The sequence below is a fragment of the Skermanella sp. genome (assembly GCF_059503625.1).
This window is the reverse complement of sequence record NZ_JCACHA010000257.1, coordinates 1-3,143: the sequence shown is the minus strand read 5'-3', so window position 1 is coordinate 3,143 and position 3,143 is coordinate 1. Positions and strand designations below refer to the sequence as shown.

The 3,143-nt window shown below is 64.5% G+C and carries 3 protein-coding genes; all 3 read right to left on the bottom strand.

The genetic code is table 11. The features are described 5' to 3' along the window. Window positions 1-231: 231 nt before the first annotated feature. Window positions 232-1,065 (bottom strand): IS21-like element helper ATPase IstB, encoded by an 834-nt coding sequence (gene istB / locus AC5JJ6_RS06150; protein WP_496041195.1) that lies wholly within the window; start codon window positions 1,063-1,065, stop codon window positions 232-234. After that, window positions 1,062-2,573 carry an IS21 family transposase gene (gene istA / locus AC5JJ6_RS06145; protein ID WP_496041194.1) on the bottom strand — a complete coding sequence of 504 codons (1,512 nt, stop codon included), beginning with the start codon at window positions 2,571-2,573 and terminating at the stop codon, window positions 1,062-1,064. The genes istB and istA overlap by 4 nt, the downstream gene beginning before the upstream one ends. Window positions 2,574-2,687: 114 nt before the next feature. Continuing rightward, window positions 2,688-3,143 (bottom strand): IS6 family transposase (locus tag AC5JJ6_RS06140; RefSeq protein ID WP_496041193.1); only part of this gene is annotated, 456 nt, incomplete at its 5' end.

Genomic DNA, 3,143 nt, shown 5'->3' with positions numbered 1-3,143 from the left:
TGTCTAGCCTCTGAGATAGACTTAGGCCCGCTCTCATGCCCCGAGAGCGGGCCTTCTTCTGCGCTACGACAGCACCCGATACACGACGGCGATCAAGCCGGACGCTACACAGAGCGCCGCCAGCGCCGCTAAGATCGTATGGCGCGACAATCTGGATGAAAAGCGCGACGAATAGGATAAGAATGTCTGAGGTCGCGGCGTCAGGATGATTGACGCTGATCGGGTTAGGTTTCAAGTGTCCTGTCGCGCAGCGTCAATCATGTTCGCGTTGATTGTAGCTCGCGAAGCAGGCCGGCCGGGCCCGCGTTTTCGTTCCAGTGCGACCCTTCGACGGTAGCTTTCCACGTTCATCTCGAAGATGGTGGCGTGATGGACGAGCCGGTCGATGGCGGCCAGCGTCATGGCCTGGTTGGGGAAGATGCCACCCCAGTCACCGAACGGCTGGTTTGCCGTGATCAACAAGGATCGCCGTTCGTACCGGGTTCCAATCAGTTCAAACAGGACGCTTGTTTCTGCCTGGTCCTTGGCAACGTAGGCGAAGTCATCGAGGATCAGGAGGTTGTATTTGTCCAGCTTGGCAAGAGCGGACTCCAGAGCGAGATCCCGCCTGGCGAGCTGAAGTTTCTGAACCAGGTCGGTGGTTCTGGCGAACAGCACCCGCCAGCCATTTTCCACCAGAGCGTAGCCAATCGCTGCCGCCAAGTGCGATTTGCCGCCGCCGGCAGGGCCAAAAAGTATGAGATTGGCGCCTTTTTCCAACCAGCTGTCTCCGGCGACAAGGGCCATCACCTGAGCCTTGCTGACCATGGGAACAGCCTCGAACTCGAAGCTTTTCAGGGTCTTGCCCGGAGGCAGCCGGGCTTCGTCGAGATGACGTTCGATCCGCCGGCGGGAGCGCTCGGCGATCTCGTGCTCGGTCAGGGCGGCCAGGAATCGGGCGGCAGGCCAGCCCTCCTTGTCGGCCCGCTCGGCGAAGTCCGGCCAGATCACCTTAATGGCAGGCAGGCGCAGATCTCCCAGGGCCAGCGACAGGCGAGCGGTGTCGATGGGATCGGTCGCATTCATGCCGCGGCTCCCGGATGCAGGGTGGCCAGTTCGTTGTAAACGCTCAGCGGCACGAGATCGACGACGACATCGGTGACCGGAGCCCCGGTGCGCTGGAAGCGTTCACGCAGGGCTGGAAGGTCGGGCAACCGCCCCGCTTCCAGGTCCGCGTCGAGCGCCTCGGCCAGTTCGGCCTCGCAGCCGCGCTCGTGAGCCAGCGACAGCAGGCCGACGGCGATGACGCAGGCCTGGCGGTCATTGCCAGCGGCGAGCAGCGCCTCGAAGGCCCGGTCATAGGCACGGCGCGGGAACAGCTGGTCGCGGTAGACGAGGTTGAGCAGCGCCATCGGCTTGCGCCGCAGAGCATGGATGACGTGGCGGTAATCGACGACATGGCCGTGCCTGCCGTTGCCGCGTGGACGACCGCGGGTGAGGCTGAGGACGTGCGTGCCGCCGAGAAAGCAGTCCAGGCGATCGTCGAACAGGTGGACCCGCAGGCGATGCCCGATCAGCCAGGAAGGCACGGTGTAGAACACCTTGCGCAGGGTGAAGCCGCCACTGGACGTGACGTGGACGAGGGTCTGCTCGAAGTCGGCGGTTCTGTCGGGCGGCAACGGCTTGAGAGCGCCGCGCTCGACCTCGATCTCCTTGGCTAGGCGGGTGTTCTGCTGGGCGACCACCTCGTCGATGAAACGGCGATAATCGGACAGGTCCGGGAAGTCCCGGCTGCCCCGAAGCAGCAGCGCATCGCCGATGGCGCGCTTGAGATGGCCATGCGGGCTCTCGATGGAGCCGTTCTCATGGGCAACGCCGCGGTTGTTGCGGCTCGGGACCATGCCGTAATGGCGGCACAGCTCCTCGTAGCGACCGGTCAGGTCCTCGGCGGCATCCCGGTCCAGATTGCGGAAAGCCGCCGACAGGCTGTCGCTGCGATGATCCGCCGGCGCCCCGCCGAGTGACCGGAGAGCGTTCTGCAGCCCTTCGGCCAGGGCGACGAAGCTCTCGCCGCCCAGGATGACATGGGCATGCTGCCAGCCGGAATAAGCCAGGCGGAAGTGGAAGAGACGGTGCTCGAGCGGCTGTCCGGCAATGGACACGGCGGCGTCGGCCATGTCGGTGAAGTCCGACAAGCCCATCCGGCCGGGCTCGTGCTCCTGCCGGAGGATGACGTCCTGGTCCTGGCCGTTGACGGCCCGCCAGGCCCGGATCCGGCGTTCCAGCGTCCGGCGGACCTTCTCACTCAGGTCCGGGTGCCGCCGGCGCATCTCGGCGAACACGGCAACCGAGCGCAGGCTTGGAGCGGCTTTGAGCATCGGCACCACCTCGCTGTCCCAGATCCCGGCCAGCGGATCCGGACGGCGCCGGCCACGAGGTGAGATCTTCTGCGAGGGTGGTCGTGGGTCCTGCTCGATGCGATAGGCGGTCGACGTGCTGAAGCCGGCTTTGGCCGCAGCGACGGCGGGAGTGTTGGTCTGTCGGTTTTTCATGTAAAGGCTCACTTGGCGGTCGGTGATGTGTGTGCCCGGCAAGATCGGGGTTCCTCATTGGCGTGAAGATCCTCGATCCTGGCCGCATTCACCGCTTCCGTTAGCGGCGCCCTTTTCCAAAAGGACGTCGGTGTCGCGGTCGTGACTACGGCCGGGCTACGCCCGCCCTCCATCACGACCGCGACATTCCATTCCGATCCTGATTGACGCTCTTCCTATCCAGATTGTCGGGCCATAGAACGCGTTGGTGCGGTAGGCGCGGTACTCGGCGGCATTCATCAGATGTCGGCGGGGATGGCTGTGCTGGTGGATGGGGTCGTGGGCGGACAGGAACTGCTGGGCCTGCCAAGGCGACTTGAACCGCTTCATCCGCCGTTCCCGCTGGCGGGTCGGCTGATGCGAATTCTCCGCGCGATTGTTGAGGTAGCGGCTTTGCCGGTGTTCAACGTGTGGGATGATCTGGCGCTTGGCCGCCTTGGTGTTGCGCCGGCTCTGCACCAGGACGTCGAGCACTACGCCGTCCTGATCGACTGCACGCCAGATATAATGCTGGACGCCATTGATCCGGATGAACACCTCATCCAAATGCCAGCGGTCGCCGGCCCTCGACTG